The following is a 14,896-nucleotide window of genomic DNA, read 5'->3' as shown; positions in this document are numbered from 1 at the left end:
CCGGTCGTATCTACGGCCGCGCAAGGCTTTGCCAGGATAACTAATGGAAACCGTACTGATCGTCGTCCACCTCATGGTTGTGCTCGCTCTTGTCGGCGTGGTGCTGCTGCAGCGCTCCGAAGGCGGCGGCCTCGGCATCGGCGGCGGATCGGGCTTCATGACCGCGCGCGGCGCCGCCAACGCGCTGACGCGGGCGACGGCGATCCTGGCGGCGGCGTTCTTCGCCACCTCGCTGACCTTGTCGATCGTCGCCCGTTACGGCGAGAAGCCGATCGATATTCTCGATCGCGTGCCTGTGACGAACGGCGGGGGCGGCGTGCTCAACCAGTTGCCTGGCACCACGACGCCGACACCGCCGTCCGGCAATACGGCGCCAACGCCGCCTTCCGGCAATGATGCCGCAGCCCCGGCTCCCGCTGCACCGCCAGCGGCGGGAGCGACCACGCCGCCGGCCACAAACGGCGCCACCCAGCCAGTAACGCCGCAGGTTCCAAACCAGTAATCAGCAGACGTCCGGCGCCGCGATCTGTTGTTGTTTGAACACAGTCGCGGCAAATGCCGCACGATCGCGAGGATTCGACCGGGCGCGGCACGCCAGGGCGCTTGAGGCGTCTCCGATTAATCGATTATAGATTGCGCGCGGCACATTCGGGGTCCTTGGGGGACGCCGGGCAACGCCGTGGCAACAAGCATTGAACGATCGGATCTTCGCCATGCAGCTTCGCAGCTTCATTTTAGCCGGCCTTTGGGCCGTGCTCAGCCTTGGTGCGCCCGCTTACGCGGCCATGCCGGCGGGCAATTCGGCCCCTGCAATCACAACTGACGTCGCCAACGTCGCCGCCAAAAGCGATTCGGCGCAACTAAAACTCCTCAAGAAGAAAAAAGACCCGACCGCGGCAGATCTTGCCCAGATCAGGAAGATCGAAGCCAAGATCGCGGCTGGCAAGCAGGCTGCTCGAGTAAAGGCCATCGAGGCAAGGAAGCTGGCGATGCGCGAGGCGGCCAAAGCCAAGTCGGACGCGGAACGGCGGGCGTTTCTTGCCAAAAAGGGCCTCGTCAAGAAGGATAAGTCCGCTGGCCAAGCCAGGCTGGCCAATGCCAGGCCGGTCAAGATCATCGACCCTATGCAACCCATCGCAGCAATCCAGTCGGCCGAGGCCATTCCCGCCGAGGCCATGAACGTCGCGCTGACCGGCAACAACGGCGAATTGCGCAGCGAGCCGGTCGGACAGAAGCCGCAGCGCGTCGGGCTGTTCGCCGGCCTGTTCGGCGGCACGTCCTCGTCGATGTCGTTGCTGCCCGAGACCCGCGCCCTCGATGCCGCGCTCGCCAGCAAGGAAGCCAGGAAGCAGTTCAAGGTGAGGCCGGAGTTCGTGCCGCAAGAGGTCGAGTTCACCGGCTATAGCCCCGGCACCATCGTCATCGATACCAGTGCGCGCCGCCTCTATCTCGTCGAATCCTCCTGGACCGCCCGCCGTTATGCGATTGCGGTCGGTCGTGACGGCCTGCAGTTCAAGGGCACGGTCGCCGTCGGCGACAAGCAGGAATGGCCCCGCTGGATCCCGACGCTCGACATGCAGAAGCGTGAGCCGAAGAATTACGGCCGGTACAAGGATGGCATGCCCGGCGGCGGCGATAACCCGCTCGGCGCGCGCGCCATCTATCTCTACGACGGCAGGAAGGACACCCATCTGCGCATTCACGGCACCATTGCGCCGCAGTCGATCGGGACGAGCTCCTCCAACGGCTGTTTCCGCATGATCAACGAGCACGTCATGGACCTTTATCGCAGGGTGAAAGTGGGCACCAAGGTCGTCATCATCTGACGCCTTGGCGGGTCAAACAAAAGGGCCGGCCTCGCCGGCCCTTTTGTTTTGGTTCGAGCATCATCAGGGCGCCTTCTTGGGAAAAAGCCTTCGCGGCGGTTTTTTCTCTGGCGGAATCAATTCGGCCGCGTTAAGCGATGACTCCCATGGCGCGATATGTATTCATCACAGGCGGCGTGGTTTCCTCACTCGGAAAAGGCATCGCTGCAGCGGCCCTTGGGGCTCTCTTGCAGGCGCGAGGCTATCGCGCGCGCATCAAGAAGCTTGATCCCTATCTCAATGTCGATCCCGGCACGATGTCGCCATACCAGCATGGCGAAGTCTTCGTGACGGATGACGGCGCCGAGACCGATCTCGATCTTGGCCATTATGAGCGGTTCACCGGCCGCTCGGCCAACCAGCAGGACAACATCACCACGGGCCGCATCTACAAGAATATCATCGAGCGGGAGCGACGCGGCGACTATCTTGGCGCCACCGTGCAGGTCATTCCGCATGTCACCGACGAGATCAAGAATTTCATTCTCAACGGCAATGACGACTATGACTTCGTCCTGTGCGAGATCGGCGGCACCGTCGGCGACATCGAGGCGATGCCGTTTCTGGAGGCGATCCGCCAACTTGGCAACGACCTGCCGCGCAACAACGCCGTCTACGTGCACCTGACGCTGATGCCCTATATTCCAACGGCGGGCGAATTGAAGACCAAGCCGACCCAGCATTCGGTCAAGGAATTGCGCGGCATCGGCATCGCGCCCGACATCCTGCTGGTCCGCGCCGACCGCCCCATCCCCAGGGAAGAGCGCCGCAAACTGTCGCTGTTCTGCAATGTGCGCGAGAGCGCGGTCATCCAGGCGCTCGACGTGCCGCACATCTACGACGTGCCGATGGCCTATCACAATGAAGGGCTGGATTCGGAAGTGCTCGCCGCTTTCGGCATCGATCCGGCGCCGAAGCCGCGGATGGAGCCGTGGCAAGCGGTGTCCAAACGCATCCACAACCCGGAAGGCGAGGTGACCATCGCCGTCGTCGGCAAATATACCGGCCTCAAGGACGCCTACAAATCGCTGATCGAGGCGCTGTCGCATGGCGGTCTCGCCAACCGCGTCAAGGTCAAGCTCGACTGGATCGAGAGCGAGATATTCGAGAAGGAAGACCCGGCGCCGTGGCTGGAAAAGGTCCACGGCATTCTGGTCCCCGGCGGTTTTGGCGAGCGCGGCGCTGAAGGCAAGATCCTTGCGGCGAAGTTCGCCCGCGAGCGAAAAGTGCCGTATTTCGGCATCTGCTTCGGCATGCAGATGGCCTGCATCGAGGCAGCGCGTTCGCTGGCCGGCGTCAATCATGCCTCGTCGACCGAATTCGGTCCTACCGAGGAACCGGTCGTCGGCCTGATGACGGAATGGCTGAAAGGCAACATGCTGGAGAAGCGCAGGGAAACCGGCGACCTCGGCGGCACCATGCGGCTCGGTGCCTATCAGGCGGACCTCGCCAGGGGCTCGAAGATCGCCGAGATCTATGGCGACACGCAGATTTCCGAGCGCCACCGCCACCGCTACGAGGTCAATGTCGACTACAAGGAGCGGCTCGAGGATTGCGGCCTGGTTTTTGCCGGCATGTCGCCGGACGGCGTGCTGCCGGAAACGGTCGAATATCCCGACCATCCCTGGTTCATCGGCGTGCAATATCATCCCGAGTTGAAAAGCCGGCCGCTAGACCCGCACCCGCTGTTTGCCAGCTTCATCGAGGCGGCGGTGGAGCAGAGTCGCTTGGTCTAAATCGACAGGCTATCGTGAGATATCCGGGCTAGCATGCAAACCTACGTCGCTTTGCTTTACAGCATCGTCCTGGGCGAGGGGCGGCGTGTCGTCATGTCCGATCTCAGGGCCATGACAGAAGGCCTGGGCCTGAACAACCCGCGCACGCTGGTGGCGACCGGCAATCTGGTTTTCGAAACGAAAGAAACAGAGATTGCCGCGCTGGAGCGCCGATTGGAGACGGCGTTCCAAAAGACCTTCGGCCGCCATGTCGACATCATCGTACGCCGCGCAGATGACTGGTTGAAGCTTGCGGCCGGCAATCCGTTTCCCGCCGAATCGGCTGCCGCCGCGGATCGGGTAGCGGTGCGCGTGATGCGCAAGCCCGTTCCCGCTGAGGCCGTCGCGGCGCTGGAGGCCTATATCGGCAAGGATGAGCGGATGCAGGCCGTCGGCGGTGACATCTGGATCTTCTTTTCGCGCGAGACGCCAAGCTCGCGTCTTTTGCCGGCGATAAGCCATAAATGGCTCGGCATCGGCACCTCGCGCAACTGGAACACCGTGCGCAAGCTAGCCGAGATGGTCGGCGGATAGGGCTTCCCCTTCTCCCAGGGAGAGTATAGCGACGGGGAGAAAGACGCCTTGGCCAAAGATTTCGCCAATCTGCAGCGCTGCAGAAAGGGGCGCCGATGTTGCGGCCAGCCCCCTTCTCCCCGTCACTATACGGGGAGAAGGTGCCGGCAGGCGGATGAGGGGCGGCGCTGACATCGACACCCCAGGACAACTCCACCTCCGGGAAATCGCCTCAGGTGGCGCTGCCCCTCATTGCCCTGCCGGGCATTTCTCCCCGTATAGAGACGGGGAGAAAGACGCCTTCGCAAAAGATTTCGCCAATGATCGCGTTTCGGAATGGCCTGTTCTCCGGGAAGTGTCCACTTGTAATAGACGATGGATTTGCTAAATGTAGTTGCGTGCAACCACAAGGGAGGCAACAGCAGTGAAACACATCAACATTCGCGAAGCCAAGGCCACTTTGACGGCTCTCGTCGATGCCGCCGAGGCCGGCGAACCGATCACGATCACGAGGCACGGCAAGCCAGTGGCCGCTATCGTTCCGATCGAAGAAGCGAGGAAGATTTACCCCGAGAAGCCCAGCCTTGCGGAATACCTGCTGTCGTTCCCCGGTTGGCCCGAGGGCTTCGAACCGGAGCGCGACCGCACCCAGCAAAGCCGCGAGGTTAACCTTTGACCGCATACCTTTTCGACACCTCGGTGCTGTCTGCGACCGCGCCGGGAAAGCCTCCGCTGCCCCCGAATGCGGCAGCTTGGCTATTGCAGCAGACGGGCAACTTGTTTGTGCCTGCCTTTGCCCTCCACGAACTTCGGAGAGGCATCGCCAAGCTCGACCGCTCGGGAGCAACAGCGAAGGCTCTGACGCTAATGGCGTGGCTGCAGGGCATCACGACGGACTACAGCGCGGAAATCTTGCCGATCGATGCGGCGGTGGCGTTGGAGGCAGGCCTCATGGAAGACGCCGCCACAGCCGCAGGGAGTCATCCAGGGCTGGCTGACATTCTCATCGCCGCGACCGCTAAAGCGAACTCCTTGACGCTCCTGACTGGGAACCTGAGACACTTCCAGCCCTTAGGAGTTCCTTGCCTCGATCCACTGACGCTTTGACTGAGAAGAGATCCCAAAGGGGTCTGCTGCGGCTAGCCAAATCCGGCTGCGTAATCCGCATACCTCAAATGCGGGATGAGCGCGTCCAGGCTCCGTCTCGGGATAATTGAAGTCCCAGTGCGGCGGCGGGCAACGGTTCGTCACATGTTTGTCACGTTTGGTGATTCGATTTCGGTCGAGTGATGTGAAAGACTTCGTTTTTGGCCCGAGTTTTTTCATCATCGGGTTCTGTTTGCCGGAAACACATGGTCAGCAGCAAGTTCAAAAGGTTCGATCAGGCACATAACGATCGACCGGGAGGAAACAATGGATCGCCTGCAATTCTTTACGCCTGTGCGTATTTCGCGCGGGCAGGAAAGTCCTGCCGAAGAGATTGATAGCGTAGCCGAAGCGATGGAGTTCTTGCGTAGATGGCCAGTCGGCCGGCGTGGGCCAGTCTACCAATGCGCGGTGAATTGCTGCTCCGCGGCTCTGGCGGGCGGGATGTCGGCAGAGGAAGCAAGGAAGGCTTTTACCGGCTTCGCCCGCATCACGCGCTTGCTCGACGACGACATGGCTCTGCCGATAGGCGGCGGCAATGTTGATAGCGTGCATGCGCTGAGGCGATGAACGTTCCTGTTTGACCCCTGCCAGTAACTTGACCCTGCCAAGAACTCGGCAAAGTCACGGCACCTCGAAAGGTCACTGCACCTCGACCCCGGGTAGCGAAGACGTAGCCGGCGCCCCGCTCGGTGACAATGAGTTTCGGCTCGCTCGGGTTGACCTCGAGCTTGCGGCGCAGTCGCAATATCTGCACATCGATACTGCGGTCAAACACCTCTTCGTCGTGACTCCTGCTGGCGGCGAGAAGCTGCTCGCGGCTCATCTTTCACTGACCCCCTGATTTGGACTGCACCGGTATACGAGGCGCGGTGAATTTGCTGCTCCGCGGCTTGCGGACTCTGCGGCTCACGGGCCTGATTCGAGGAAAGCCCGGGCAAACCCGGGTTGCGCTGCTTCTATCGTTCCATCGGGCAGCTTCAAAAGCCGGTCGATCGCGATGCCGTAGAGCCGCAGCCGATCGTCGAGCAGCCGCGCCGCTTCGTCGATATTGCCCTGCTCGGCTTTCAGCAGGGCGCGGTGCATTACATCCCGAAAGATCAGCCGCAGCTGCAAGAACATCTCGGCGAAGGCTTCCGGGTCGGGCACGTCGAAGATGCCTTCGTCGCTGCCTTTCCTGAGCAGATCGGTGATTATCGGCATGGCCAATTCCCTGGCCGCCTGGTCGACCCGATGGAAGAGGGCAAGGTTCTCGGGCCGGAACAGGACGAAAAATGTCTTGCGCATTTGCGGGGCAAGCTCGACGTTCAGCCGCCGCGAGCCGGCAAACAGGGCATTGAGCCGGCCAAGCCCATCGAGTGAGGGATCGTTGAGCAAGGGCTGCAACTCGGTGAAGCTGTCGCGGGCGAGACGTGTGGCGAGCGCCTCCAGCAGGGCCTCTTTCGATGCGAAATAGTGGTAGAACGCGCCCTTCGACAGGCCGGCCTCGCGGATGATGTCGTTCACCGTCGTGTTGTCGTAGCCGCGCTCGAAGAAAAGCCGCTGGGCGCAGTCGAGGAGCTCGGCGGATCGTATCTCCGGCGGCTTTATCACTCGGGGCAAATCGAACCTCACAAAGTGCAGGTGGAGCAAGAGGAGCACGAACCGGAGCTTTATGCAACTTTTATAGACCGACGGTCGGTCTAGTGTTATTATCTGTCACCGCAGGACATTCGGATTCGATCATGAAGGAGAGTCTCTTGCGACGGATACGCTGGACGGCCAGCATCGTTGTTGTCGCGGCCGCGGCTGCTTTCGGCGCTTGGTATCTGTGGCAACCGGCCAAGGTTTCGCTGGTGACGCCACAACGCGGCGACGCGGCGGAAGTCGTTTACGCGAGTGGCTCCGTCGAGCCGCGAACCTGGGCCAAGGTAACTCCGGTGGTTCGCGAAAGGATCGTCGAGCAATGCAATTGCGAGGGATCGAGGGTTGCACAAGGCGACGTGCTCGCCAGGCTCGACGACAGCGAGGCCCGGGCCGTGCTTGGCGAACTCGAGGCGCGTCAAGCGCTTGCCCAGGAAGAGCTCCGGCGGCTGACGGTGCTTGCCGAAAGGCGTGCGGCGAGCCAGCAGGCTCTCGATCGTGCGCAGAGCGAGCTCGGCCAGATCGAAGCGCTGGTCGCCGGACAGAAGGCGCGACTTGACACCTACGTGTTACGCGCGCCGAGCGCCGGCGTCGTGCTCAGGCAGGACGGCGAGGTGGGTGAGGTCGCCGAACTCGGCACGGTGTTATTCTGGGTCGGCGAGCCGAAGCCGCTCCTGGTGGTCGCCGAGGTCAACGAGGAGGACATACCCCGGGTCGAGGTCGGCCAGCGCGCGTTGCTTAAATCCGACGCGTTCCGCCAGCAGAACCTGGAAGCGGTGGTCGACAGCATCACACCCAAGGGCGATCCGGTGACGAAGACCTATCGCGTCCGTTTCCGCCTGCCGGACGATACGCCGCTTCGTATCGGCATGTCGACCGACGTGAACATCGTCATCCGCGTTTCGAAAAACGCGCTGTTGATCCCATCCGTTGCTGTGGACGGGAATAAGGTGTTCGTCGTCGAAGGCGACAAGGCCTGGCAACGTGAAATCCGAACCGGCATTCGCGCCACCAATGGCATCGAGGTTCTCTCGAGTGTCGAGGAGAGGGCTCGCGTCATCTCGCCCTATCCCGCCGACCTCGCCAACGGCGCGCGCGTGAGCATCACCGGCGCCCAGGAGCGATGAAGCAGGATGCCGCTCATCTTCGACATCGCCCTCACGCACATTGCCGGCCGCGGTCGCCAGACGCTGGTTGCCGTGATCGGCGTTGCGGTCGGTGTCGGATTCTCCATTGCCATGGCGGCGCTGATGCAGGGTGGGCAGGACGATTTCGTCAGGCAACTCGTCGACACGATGCCGCATGTCGACATCACCGACGAGCAGCGCACAGCCCGCCGTCAACCGGCCGAGGATGCTTTTGCGACTGTGGCGATTTCCGGGCTCAGGCCGCGCGACGATCGCCGCGGCATCATCAACCCGACCGCCGCGACCTCCTGGCTGGAGAGCTGGATTCCCGGTCGGTTCGCGGCAAGCCTCAAAACGCAGGGTGTGATCCGCTTTTCCAGCCGCGAAGTCGGCGCGGCGATCATTGGCATCGAACCGGAGCGCGAGTCCGGCGTGTCGCCGATTGTCGGAAACTTCGTCGAAGGCAGCTTTTCGGCGCTTGCCGCGGGCGGCAACAACGTGCTCATCGGCGACACGATGGCGAGCCGGCTCGGCGCCGGGTTCGGCGACACGATAACGGCGGTTTCTTCCGAGGGACTGTCGCGCAACTTCAAGATCGCCGGCCTGTTCCACACCGGCACCACCGCGCGCGACGAAGGCGAGGCCTATGTGCTTCTGAAAAACGCGCAGATCCTCTCGGCGCGTCCGAACGCCATCAACGAGATCCGCATCAAGCTCGACGATCCTGACCGCGCTCCGGCGGTGGCGCAGCGTGCCGAGGCCGAACTGGGCTACAAGGCGGTGGCGTGGCAGGAGGCCAATGAATCGATCCTCGAAGCGCTCGTCGTACGCAACGTCATCATGTACACCGTTGTCGGCGCGATCATGCTGGTCGCTGGCTTCGGCATCTACAACATCATCTCCACCATCACGCACGAAAAGGCGCGCGACATCGCCATCATGAAGTCGCTTGGCTTCCCGGAGTCCGACATGCGCCGGCTCTTTCTGCTGGAAGGCGTCGCGATCGGCGCTGCCGGCTCCGTGCTCGGCGGGCTGCTCGGCGTCTCCATGACCTATGCGCTGTCGCTGGTGCGTTTCGAGATCGCCGCGACCGGCCAGGAGATGACCCGGCTGCCGATCGCCTGGAGCTTGATGCACTACGTCATCGCGTCGGCCTTCGCGCTGGGCTCGGCGGCAGTGGCCGGCTACCTGCCGGCGCGTCGTGCGGCGCGCCTGAACCCCGTCGAGATCATCAGAGGCGCGTCATGAGCGCACTCATCGAGACCGAGAAACTGACCCGCGTGTTGCCCGAGACGGTTCCCGTCACGCTGGTCAAGGACATCACGCTGGCGATCAACAAAAGGGAATTCGTCGCCGTCACCGGTCCCTCCGGCTCCGGAAAATCGTCATTGCTCTACCTGCTCGGTCTGCTCGACCGGCCGACCGCCGGGACGTTGACAATAGGCGGCCGCGATGCCGAGCCGATGAATGAAAGGGAGCGCGCGCGGACCAGGCTTTCGATGCTGGGCTTCGTGTTCCAGTTTCATTTTCTGCTGCCGGAGTTCACGGCGCGCGAAAATGTCGAAATCCCAATGCGCAAGCTTGGCCGGCTGGCGCGGCCTCAGATGCGGGAACGGGCCGGGGAACTGCTTTCATCCCTGGGGCTCGGCGAACATCTCGACAAGCGGCCCGACCAGCTCTCTGGCGGCCAGCGTCAGCGCGTCGCGGTGGCGCGCTCGCTCGCCAACGACCCGCCGCTTATCCTCGCCGATGAGCCGACGGGGAGCCTCGACAGCAAGAGCTCGGAGCAAGTCTTCGCAATTCTTGAGAATCTGGTGCGCGAGCGCGGCAAGACCGTCGTGGCAGTTACGCATGATCTCGACATGGCGGCGCGCATGGATCGCCGCATTCACATCGTGGACGGGAAGATCGGCTGAACCGGAACCAATCGGCGTTGATGGGATTAGCCATGGCGCGAGCCTGTCTGATGATCACCGGGATCGCGATCAGGACACCCACGCCGCGCCGAAATTGGCCTCGAGCCAGGCTATTGCCTGGGTCACGTCGTCCAGAACATAGCTTGCAGCCGTCGGTCCGCGCGCCTTCACGCGGATAGAGATGCCGTTGCCCTCGTTTATTGCCTCGAAACCGTTTTCGTCCGAAGTGTCATCTCCGAGGAATACGGGTCGCCGGCCGGCAAAGGGCTGGATTTCCATGAAACGCCGGATGGCAGCTCCTTTGACGGCTTCCAGCGGCATGAGTTCCACGCCAGCGTTTCCGGCAATCACGCGGTACCCCCGCGGAAGCTGCGTCAATGCTTGTTCGACAAGCTGCGTTGCCCGGGCAAGCAGTTGCGGCGCAGCGCGGGTATGGATGGCCAAGACTGGCCCCTTGCGCTCGACATAGACCTTGCGTCCACCCAGTTCGGCCTCAATCTCGTCGGCAAGAGCCGCGATATCCGCCGGAGCGTCGGCAAGGTCGACTTGACCGTCCGCCGTTAACCGATGCTCGAGGCCGTATAGCCCGGCAACGCGCAGTTTCAGGGGATGAAACAATCTGTCCGCGGCAGAGACCGAACGCCCGGTGATGAAGGCGAGGGCGCCGCCCAGCCTTCGCTCTATATTTCCGAGAAGCTGACGCAGTTCATCACCGACGAACACAGCGTCGGGATGAGCGGCATGTTCCAGCAAGGTGCCGTCGATATCGAGAAAAAGCGCCCATTGCCCTTCCGGCAGGTCGGGGGCCAGCGGCAGTCGTAGGTCCGTCACGACGCCGCCTTTCGTGCCCGCTCGAAGATGGAAACGACGTTGTTGCTGTTGGATGGCCGCTCGCCGTTGCCGGTCACCCCGCGTTTGCGAAGGCGCGCAGCGTCCAAGAGCATGCTGCCGGCCCAGCGATACACATTATTGTCGCGGATCATCTCGCGCATGGGCCGCATGCGCTCGCGCTGCTCGTCCGGCGTCATGGTCAGCGCCTGCAGCAGCGCCTCGCCCATCATGGTCGCATCATAGGGGTTGACGATCAGTGCCTCCAGCAGTTCGCGCGAAGCGCCGGCAAAGGTGCTGAGCAGCAGCACGCCCTGTTCGTCGTCGCGCGCCGCGACGAATTCCTTGGCCACCAGGTTCATGCCGTCATGCAGGCTGGTGACCATGCATATGTCGGCGGCGCGATAGATCTCGTAGACCTGCTCCTGCGAATGATGTTCGGCGAGCATCAGGACGGGACTGTAGTTGTCGCTGCCGTAGCGCTGGTTGAGCTCTTCGGCAGAGCGATGGCATTCGTCATGAAGTTGCTGGTAGGCCGGCAATGTGCCCCGGCTCGGCGCCGCGACCTGCAGGAAAACCACTTTGCCTACCCATTCGGGATATCGCGTGAACAATTCGTCCAAGGCGTGAAAGCGATCGGGAATGCCTTTGGTGTAGTCGAGGCGCTCGACGCCGACGCACAGTTTGACGTTCGCAGGCAGCCCGAATCTTTGGCGCACACGGGCACGGCATTCCTCGACGGCCGGCAATCTTGCCAGCAGTTCGGCCGGCCATTCTATGGAGATGGGGTAAGCGTGGACCAGAGTCGTTTGCCCGCCATAGGAGATCGCCGCGTCCGCCCGTTCTATCCGGCTTTCCAGGATGCGATCGACGCTCTCGGTGAAATTATTGGCATGAAACTGCGTATGGAAGCCGATGATGGAGCTGCCGAGCAAACCTTCCAGGATCCGTTCACGCCATGGACAGATGCTGTACACTTCCGAGTTCGGCCATGGGATATGCCAGAAAGTAATGATGATCGCCTCGGGCAGGCGCTCACGGATCATGCGCGGCAAGAGCGCGAAATGGTAGTCCTGGACCAGCACGATCGGCCGCTCGTTGCGCGCTTCGGCAACCACCGTGTCGGCGAACTTCCGGTTGGCGGCTTCATAGGCCTGCCAGTCCGACCCCCGAAAAATCGGGCGGGTGAAGGCGATATGACAAAGCGGCCACAGGCCTTCATTGGCGAAGCCTAGATAATAGGCCTGGTATTCTTCCTCGCTCAGCCAGACCCTGCGCAGCGTGTAGGACGGATTGCCGGGCGGCACTTCAACCCGGTCGTTCTCATCGACGGTAAGACGGTCCGCTGTTCCGCCGCCATACGCAATCCAGGTGCCGGCACAGGCGCGGGTGATCGGCTCAAGTGCCGAAACCAGCCCGCTGGCCGGCACCAGGAGCTCGATGCCATCATTCCTGGTGTTGTGGATGTAGGGCTCGCGGTTGGATACGACGATCACCTGCGTCTCCGGCAGATCGTCGGCCAGGATCTTGCGCAAGGTGTCGGGCGACCATGTGATCAGCGCTGCATCGGCCGAGTGGCCATTCTTTTCAAACTCCCGCAGCACCGTGCGAGCCGCTTCCGAAGCCAGGTCATCGCCTGGGGAGGATGCGGCCGCAGGTATGTGGCGCCGGCGGGATATCGAGAACACCAGGGCAACAGCGGAAAGGCCAAGGCTTGCAATGATTAGAACCCAGAGTACCTCTGTGCCAAAGTCTGACATGGGAACAACGATCTTCTCCGGCCGGTCGGTGGCCCTTTTGATTGTTTTTCGAAACTCGCAGCCGCCAATCAGCTGCCGTGCGTCGGAACGCTCGGACGGGCCATCGGTTCCGCTAATTGCAGCCCGGCAGCTGGTTCCATGCGAAAAGCCAAACTAGGTCCGCACGATGAGCGGCACCAATCCCTCGTGCCGGTCGGCGAGAAAGGCGACCACCCTGTCGCCGACACGCTGGAATGTCAGATCCACCTTCCTGGTGCCAACGCCAAGATGCCTCAGCGTCAGCGTGTCGATGCCGATCGGCAGCCTGGGACGGGTGACGTGGATTTCGCCGTCCCAGCCATCGATCTCGAGGCCGAGGCAGGCCTGCATCAGCATGAAGGCAGACCCAGCCGACCATGCCTGCGGCAGGCAGGCGACGGGATAGGCGATCGGCGCCTCGCCCGGCGCGCGGGTAAAGCCGCAGAACAGTTCGGGCAACCGCATTTTGAAGTGGACCGCCGATTCGAAGGTGCTGCTCATCAGCCGGATCACGTGTTCACGCTCGCCAAAGCGTGCCAGACCGGCGCCGCAAATGGCGGTGTCATGCGGCCAGATCGAGCCGTTGTGGTATGACATCGGGTTGAAGAACACAGCATCGTCGGCGAGCGTCCTCAGCCCCCAGCCCGAATGGAAGGACGCCGAAAGCAGCTGGTCGGCGACCATCTGCGCCCGTGCCGGCGCGGGGAGGCCGACATAGAGAAGGTGCCCGACATTAGAGGTCCGCACCTTGCAGGGCTCGCCGGCGCCGTCGATCGCCAAGGCATAGAAGCCGAGATCGTCCAGCCAGAAATGGCGCTCCACAGCGGCGCGCATGGCTTCGGCGCTGCTCTCCCAATGATCGGCCCTGTCGATCTCGCCGCGGCGGCGGGCGAGCGCCGCCAACCCCCGGAACGCGGCAAAGGCATAGCCTTGCACCTCCACCAGGGCGATCGGTCCCCTGGGGGTTCGGCCGTCGGCATGGAAGACGGAATCGCTGCTGTCCTTCCATCCCTGGTTGGCGAGGCCGGACTCGGCGGCACGCTGATAGGTGACGAAACCGGTCGGCCGGCTTGCCTCCTCGATCCATTCAGCCGCAGCGCAGAGCGACGGCCACAGGCTGTCGACGAACGCCATGTCACCGGTACGGTCCGCATAGGCGCAGGCGAGATGGATGTAGAGTGGCGTCGTGTCGACACCGCCATAGTAGCGGCCGAACGGGAGCTCCCGCAGCGCCGCCATTTCGCCTTTGCGGGTCTCGTGCATGATCTTGCCCGGCTGCGAATCGCTGAACGGCGATGTCTCCGTCGCCTGGTGCTGGGCAAGGAAGGCCAGCACGCCTCGCGCCAAGCCCGGGTTGAGCCACAGCATCTGCAAGGCGGAGATCACGCCGTCGCGGCCGAACGCCGTCGAAAACCAAGGGATGCCCGCATAGGGGTAGGGTCCGGTCGTAAGCTCGGTGGTCAGCAGCGCCACATCGGCGCGGGCGCGCTCGACCCAATCGTTGAAGACGCGCCCGGAACTGTGCACCGTACCACCATGGCGGCGCTTGGCCCGCATGCCGAAGCGAGCCCGGGCCGCGGCGGCGCGGAAGCGATCGCGGTTCGGCGTTTCCGCCGTTTCGGGACCGACTTCGACATACAGCACCTTGCGGCTGCGCCTCGTCACGGCAATCAGGAAGTCGGCTCGGTCGCCCGTCAGCTGGTCTGGCGCCTGCGAGAACGATATCGCCGATATCCGCGCCAGCCCGTCCAACCCGTCGTAGCGCAGCAGCACGCAGGTCGCATCCGTCTCGGCGGCATGGGCCATGCCGCGCTTCAGTCTTGTCGAGCCGCGCACTTCGAACATGTCGCGGAAATCTGCGGCAAAATGCAGCGAAACGCGGATGGTGGACTGTTCCTGGCTGTAGTTGGAAAGGATGATGCGTTCAAACAGCCGGTCCTGCCAAAGCAGCCTGACGCGTTCGATATGGATCGCGCCCTGCGGAATGTCCCGGCCGCGGACGCTCTGCATCGGCAGATTGGTCAGGTTGGAGTTGAAGAGCACATTGTCCTGGCTGAGCGACGCACCGAGCAGCGATGTCTGCCGGTCGCCGACGGTCAGCCGGAATTCGGAAAGCACGCGCGTGTCGTCACGGAAGAAACCGTCGCCGGCGCCGCGGATATCGCCGTAGGCGTCGGCCACGGCAAAACAATCGCCTTGCTTGAGGGCGAACAGCCGATGCGGCTCTCGAGGTGCGGTGGCGTCCAGGGACGCAAGTGCTACCGCGGGATCAAGCTGGCGCTCGTCGAGTTGGGCCATTCTCTACATATCCCTCTCGTTTCGCCC

14 protein-coding genes and 1 pseudogene are annotated in these 14,896 nt (G+C 62.8%); 10 read left to right on the top strand and 5 right to left on the bottom strand.

Going from position 1 to position 14,896, the window contains the following annotated elements; genetic code table 11:
* The first annotated feature begins 43 nt into the window (after positions 1-43).
* From secG to AC0L2Z_RS24810, 7 genes are all read left to right on the top strand, one after another.
* Positions 44-502 carry a preprotein translocase subunit SecG gene (gene secG, locus AC0L2Z_RS24840; RefSeq protein WP_023801242.1) on the top strand — a complete coding sequence of 153 codons (459 nt, stop codon included), beginning with the start codon at positions 44-46 and terminating at the stop codon, positions 500-502.
* Positions 503-713: 211 nt separating this feature from the next.
* A complete protein-coding gene (locus tag AC0L2Z_RS24835) occupies positions 714-1,826 on the top strand; it encodes a L,D-transpeptidase (protein WP_128168166.1) in 1,113 nt (370 codons plus the stop codon).
* 137 nt (positions 1,827-1,963) lie between these two features.
* Positions 1,964-3,601: a CTP synthase gene (locus AC0L2Z_RS24830; protein ID WP_084833810.1), complete on the top strand. Its 1,638-nt coding sequence runs from the start codon at positions 1,964-1,966 to the stop codon at positions 3,599-3,601.
* Positions 3,602-3,634: 33 nt separating this feature from the next.
* Complete coding sequence (locus AC0L2Z_RS24825; RefSeq protein ID WP_128168167.1) at positions 3,635-4,174, top strand: DUF1697 domain-containing protein; 540 nt, start codon at positions 3,635-3,637, stop codon at positions 4,172-4,174.
* A 403-nt stretch (positions 4,175-4,577) separates the two neighbouring features.
* Positions 4,578-4,829, top strand: a complete 252-nt coding sequence (locus AC0L2Z_RS24820) for a type II toxin-antitoxin system Phd/YefM family antitoxin (protein WP_023798583.1) — start codon at positions 4,578-4,580, stop codon at positions 4,827-4,829.
* Positions 4,826-5,260, top strand: coding sequence for a type II toxin-antitoxin system VapC family toxin (locus AC0L2Z_RS24815; RefSeq protein WP_128168168.1), 435 nt, complete (start codon positions 4,826-4,828; stop codon positions 5,258-5,260). Before AC0L2Z_RS24820 ends, AC0L2Z_RS24815 begins: the two co-directional genes overlap by 4 nt.
* Positions 5,261-5,566: 306 nt before the next feature.
* A complete protein-coding gene (locus tag AC0L2Z_RS24810) occupies positions 5,567-5,869 on the top strand; it encodes a DUF982 domain-containing protein (protein ID WP_023798581.1) in 303 nt (100 codons plus the stop codon).
* A 94-nt stretch (positions 5,870-5,963) separates the two neighbouring features.
* Here AC0L2Z_RS24810 and AC0L2Z_RS24805 read toward each other — a convergent pair.
* Both AC0L2Z_RS24805 and AC0L2Z_RS24800 read right to left on the bottom strand, forming a co-directional pair.
* Positions 5,964-6,125, bottom strand: a pseudogene (locus AC0L2Z_RS24805) (winged helix-turn-helix domain-containing protein); the annotation flags it as partial.
* Positions 6,126-6,208: 83 nt separating this feature from the next.
* Positions 6,209-6,892 carry a TetR/AcrR family transcriptional regulator gene (locus tag AC0L2Z_RS24800; protein ID WP_245277644.1) on the bottom strand — a complete coding sequence of 228 codons (684 nt, stop codon included), beginning with the start codon at positions 6,890-6,892 and terminating at the stop codon, positions 6,209-6,211.
* Positions 6,893-7,023: 131 nt separating this feature from the next.
* Here AC0L2Z_RS24800 and AC0L2Z_RS24795 point away from each other — a divergent pair, with 131 nt between their 5' ends.
* Genes AC0L2Z_RS24795 through AC0L2Z_RS24785 form a run of 3 tightly spaced genes read left to right on the top strand, consistent with a single transcriptional unit; the run spans position 7,024 to position 9,965 of the window.
* Positions 7,024-8,049, top strand: a complete 1,026-nt coding sequence (locus AC0L2Z_RS24795; RefSeq protein ID WP_287173736.1) for an efflux RND transporter periplasmic adaptor subunit — start codon at positions 7,024-7,026, stop codon at positions 8,047-8,049.
* 6 nt (positions 8,050-8,055) lie between these two features.
* Entirely contained in the window at positions 8,056-9,297 is a 1,242-nt protein-coding gene (locus tag AC0L2Z_RS24790) for an ABC transporter permease (RefSeq protein ID WP_287228155.1), read from the top strand.
* Positions 9,294-9,965 (top strand): ABC transporter ATP-binding protein, encoded by a 672-nt coding sequence (locus AC0L2Z_RS24785; protein ID WP_023798577.1) that lies wholly within the window; start codon positions 9,294-9,296, stop codon positions 9,963-9,965. Before AC0L2Z_RS24790 ends, AC0L2Z_RS24785 begins: the two co-directional genes overlap by 4 nt.
* A gap of 69 nt (positions 9,966-10,034) precedes the next feature.
* Here AC0L2Z_RS24785 and otsB read toward each other — a convergent pair whose 3' ends face one another.
* The 3 genes from otsB to AC0L2Z_RS24770 form a co-directional block, all read right to left on the bottom strand.
* Positions 10,035-10,796: a trehalose-phosphatase gene (gene otsB, locus AC0L2Z_RS24780; protein ID WP_023798576.1), complete on the bottom strand. Its 762-nt coding sequence runs from the start codon at positions 10,794-10,796 to the stop codon at positions 10,035-10,037.
* The gene (locus AC0L2Z_RS24775; protein WP_287228153.1) at positions 10,793-12,553 is read right to left on the bottom strand and encodes an alpha,alpha-trehalose-phosphate synthase (UDP-forming); all 1,761 of its coding nucleotides are present in this window, start codon (positions 12,551-12,553) and stop codon (positions 10,793-10,795) included. Before AC0L2Z_RS24775 ends, otsB begins: the two co-directional genes overlap by 4 nt.
* 153 nt (positions 12,554-12,706) lie before the next feature.
* Positions 12,707-14,869 carry an amylo-alpha-1,6-glucosidase gene (locus tag AC0L2Z_RS24770; protein ID WP_128168174.1) on the bottom strand — a complete coding sequence of 721 codons (2,163 nt, stop codon included), beginning with the start codon at positions 14,867-14,869 and terminating at the stop codon, positions 12,707-12,709.
* Positions 14,870-14,896 lie beyond the last annotated feature (27 nt).

The organism is Mesorhizobium sp. WSM4850 (assembly GCF_055811735.1).
Note: the sequence above shows the minus strand (reverse complement) of the source record. Positions and strands in the feature narration are given on the sequence as shown.

Excerpts from the sequence above, each read along its gene's own strand:
- secG (WP_023801242.1), top strand. The coding sequence starts at position 44 with ATGGAAACCGTACTGATCGTCGTCCACCTCATGGTTGTGCTCGCTCTT.
- AC0L2Z_RS24835 (WP_128168166.1), top strand. The coding sequence starts at position 714 with ATGCAGCTTCGCAGCTTCATTTTAGCCGGCCTTTGGGCCGTGCTCAGC.
- AC0L2Z_RS24830 (WP_084833810.1), top strand. The coding sequence starts at position 1,964 with ATGACTCCCATGGCGCGATATGTATTCATCACAGGCGGCGTGGTTTCC.
- AC0L2Z_RS24825 (WP_128168167.1), top strand. The coding sequence starts at position 3,635 with ATGCAAACCTACGTCGCTTTGCTTTACAGCATCGTCCTGGGCGAGGGG.
- AC0L2Z_RS24810 (WP_023798581.1), top strand. The coding sequence starts at position 5,567 with ATGGATCGCCTGCAATTCTTTACGCCTGTGCGTATTTCGCGCGGGCAG.
- AC0L2Z_RS24795 (WP_287173736.1), top strand. The coding sequence starts at position 7,024 with ATGAAGGAGAGTCTCTTGCGACGGATACGCTGGACGGCCAGCATCGTT.
- AC0L2Z_RS24790 (WP_287228155.1), top strand. The coding sequence starts at position 8,056 with ATGCCGCTCATCTTCGACATCGCCCTCACGCACATTGCCGGCCGCGGT.
- AC0L2Z_RS24785 (WP_023798577.1), top strand. The coding sequence starts at position 9,294 with ATGAGCGCACTCATCGAGACCGAGAAACTGACCCGCGTGTTGCCCGAG.
- AC0L2Z_RS24775 (WP_287228153.1), bottom strand. The coding sequence starts at position 12,553 with ATGTCAGACTTTGGCACAGAGGTACTCTGGGTTCTAATCATTGCAAGC.
- AC0L2Z_RS24770 (WP_128168174.1), bottom strand. The coding sequence starts at position 14,869 with ATGGCCCAACTCGACGAGCGCCAGCTTGATCCCGCGGTAGCACTTGCG.